We start from the raw sequence: 3535 nt of genomic DNA, 5'->3' as shown, positions 1-3535 counted from the left end.
GTCAGTGACCATTTATCCAGCGTGTTCTTACCGGCATCTGACATGTCCTTTGGTGTAAACGACAGCTGCCCATAGGTACCTACAAGACCGAGATGTGTTGTGGTATTTTGCCCTTCAATTGCTGCTAATGTAACACCGGCTTGGAGAGCAGCATAACGAATATCAGCACCATAACCGTATTTGAGAGGTCCGCGTTCAGAAGATAAGGTTCCTGTGCTTCCGTAAGTGTAGAGGAAGAAACCTGTTTGTTTCTCTTCTTCTTTTCCTAAGACGGATGTTCTCATCGTGGCTAAAAGCGCGTTTTGTTTAGCCATATCGGTTAATCCACTGTAGAAGAGAGCATTTGGCATGACCAAATAGCTTGCTGTTTGTGGTACAGGGGCAACGGTAGGGATATTTATTTCAGGATCAGGAGTTGAACCAGAGCCAGAACCAGAACCATTTCCAAGCAGTTCTGGTTGCAAACGGAAATCCCAGAAATTTTCATTCTTTTCATCAAACAGGTTCTGCGCAATATTGGCTTTGCCTTGGCTTGAGTCTGGTCCATAGGCACGTAGTGTATACATATCTGGTAAACCACCTCTTGTGGTGTAGCCATTTACAAGTTTGAAAGAGCTTTCTTCTGCTTTTCCAGAAACTTGAATGAGTGAAAGACCACGGACATTGGCAGCAGCAGAGGTGTTTGCTTCGACATTGTCATCTTCTAAGCGCCCCGTAACATAAACTGATGTTGTTCCAGAGACATCCCCATTGATCAAAAGTCTATCGGTTTTTTGCTCATTTATTGCAGCACCATCACTCCATTCTGCGTTGAAGTAAATCTTTGCATCACCCGTTGCATTGTAGACTGCTTTTGTGTCTGGTTTACCAGAACCTATATGCAATGTTTGGTAATGCTCTTCTGTTGGTTCGCTAAAAACAATGGAGCTATTATCAAGACTAAGCGTGGAAATATCAGAACGAGATCTTTGAGCAATATCAAGCAGATTGCCATCATCATCTTTTTCGTTTTTGCTGATTTTCAACGTCCATGTTGTATTGTTTTTCAGATCAAAGTGTACATTTCTGCCTTTAGCAATATTCGCTCTGCCTTCTAGAGTAGACTGATCTGCGCTTAATGTGAAGGTACCGTTGGAGATCGATTTTAAACCTACCTGGTTCCAAAACTCTTTATCTTTCCAATAAATGCCGTTTCCTAGTAAAACATCGGCATGGATTTCTGAATTTTTGAGATTTGCTGTACCGATTGCCAGATTTGCATTATTTTCAATATCGTTGTCAGTGAGAGCTCCAATAAGAATTCCAGTACCATTTTCAACATGAAGTTTTGTATTGACCAAATTGATTTCACTGCTTTTACGTTTTTGTGGATTATCGGGATCCGTGTAAGAGAGAGACATGATCTGCAAACCACCGATTTTTGCTGTTGCAGAAACATTTGTCACATCAATATGCCCGCCGTTTTCTGTATATAATGCAGCTTTTTTCCCAAATACTGTTCCATCTGTCATTGTGATTTGGGATTGTGGATCGCTTGCATGGAGTCCAATACCATTAGATGCATTAATTTTAGCATTGTCTTTTATGATGATGGTGCCGCCACTCTCAGCAGATGCCCCTGAGGTTTTTACATTAAATTCTCCCCCTGATACGTTTATTTGAGAATTAAAATCGGAAACTATGCCTATATTGGCTTGAATAACTGTTATATTTTTTAAAGTAAGTTTGTTGTTATGGGTGGTCATTACCCCTAAGAGTTGTTGGTCATCGTCTTTACCACTTGATATTTTCACATTTTCTAGCTTATTTTCTTCGCTGTTTTCGTCGCCGAAGAGAGCACCCATTGCAATAGCCGTAATAGAACCTCCAGTCATCTTGATTGTAGCTTCTTTGTATGCCATAAGCCCCGTTGAAACATCTTTAATCGTTGTATTATGTAATTCAATTATGCTGCCAGAGCCATCGGCGTGTGTGCCGTCTCCGGTGCCATCTGTCGATGTTATAGTAATACCAGTGACATCAATCTGTCCGCCGTTTTCGGCAAACAATGTGCCTGTACCCCATCCACTTACTGTTCCTCCAGTCATTGTGATCTTAGATTCTATACCCTCAGCACATAACCCAGAAAAAAGAGACGATGTAATCTCAGCCTTGTTGTCGATAGTAATCGTGCTGCCATTTGAAGCATATATTCCATCGAGTTCTCCATCAAATGATCCTCCAGAGATTGTTATTGTCGAGTGATCATCTGCCTTTAGAGCGTGCGATGCATGTATAACAGTTACGTTTTTTAAGGTGAGCGTGCTTCCCTTGGTAACTATTCCTGAGAGTAATTGCAGGCCATCTTTATCTAAGTCTGATATCTCTACGTCTTTTAGCATGTTTTCGCTGCTATTCGTGTTATTAAAAGAAGCGCCAACAAAGGCAGTTGCAATGGAACCTCCAATCATTTTGATTGTAGCTCCGTCTTTGGCTTCAAGACCTAGGCCAATATCAGAATCAAGTTTTGGGATAATTCTACTATCCTGTAATTCAATTACACTGTTAACACCTTCAGCTGTTACAGCGTATACATCGTAATGGCCTGGGTGGTTTATCGTTAAATTCTTGCCAATGATTTTTCCACCGTCTTTTGCGTGAATAGTTTCATAGGTTTTATCGGATACTGGTATTGTTTTTCCCTCAGAAACTTCAAGAATTTCAGCACGTGCACTGAACTGGATGTTGAACAGGATGATAGCGGCTGTAGCCGTGCATGATAAAAGGAATGTTTTATACACCAGTATTCTCCTTATGAGAGCCCCCAAATATTCATTTCCCCGCGAACTTCATAAGAAGAAGTGAAAATGGATAATTGTTTTTAAATTCGGTAATTGTCTTTATTTGGTAAGACATTTCTGGTTTTTTGTCAAAATTAAAAAATCATTGATATGAATTATGTCTAATACACAATGTATTTATAATTGATTTTATTTAAAGCATTATAATTTTGAATATTATTATTCAGAGAAATATTGTGAGATACTGATATAGTGGCACCATGACATCTTTTGAGTGATGGTAGAGATTATTAGATGGTGCAAATTGGGGTTATGAGGGAACAGAAAAGGGTGTAGAAGAGGCTTGTAAAAAAGCTAACTTACTTGGTCTTAAAGTTTGTTTTCACCTTTCAACACAGTGGGATTAACTTATTTCTAATAGACTTCTCTTTTTCTCAAAGTAAGAAGTACTCTTCATCCATTGGGGGTGAAGTACTCTGTTGCGTTTGTTGTGTCTTGTCTTGGTGATTTTCGTAAAGGGCTAAGTATAAAGAGGGAAGGGTGTTTTAAAAGTAAAAAAGACGGCTTTAATATACAAAAAAGGCAGCACATTGTGCTGGCTTTTTGTTAAATTGAATAGAATGATAGGCTATTTTACAGTCTTGTCTTAAAACTGATAGCGTATTCCACCTGAAAAGTTTGCACCACTTATACCAGTTTTCTGAAGCTTTTGTTGATAGCTTACATCACCATGAAGGGAGAAATTGTGAGACAGT

Annotated in this window: 1 protein-coding gene; it reads right to left on the bottom strand. The window is 39.3% G+C overall.

The window, feature by feature from the left end; translation table 11 throughout:
• A partial coding sequence (locus tag ACFIKD_RS09060) for an autotransporter outer membrane beta-barrel domain-containing protein (protein WP_375647842.1) occupies positions 1–2780 on the bottom strand: 2780 nt, incomplete at its 3' end.
• Positions 2781–3535 lie beyond the last annotated feature (755 nt).

Source organism: Bartonella sp. CR84HXZ, assembly GCF_042194535.1.
Taxonomy (GTDB): domain Bacteria; phylum Pseudomonadota; class Alphaproteobacteria; order Rhizobiales; family Rhizobiaceae; genus Bartonella; species Bartonella grahamii.
The sequence above is the reverse complement of the archived record's forward strand: the minus strand, read 5'-3'. Positions and strand labels throughout refer to the sequence as shown.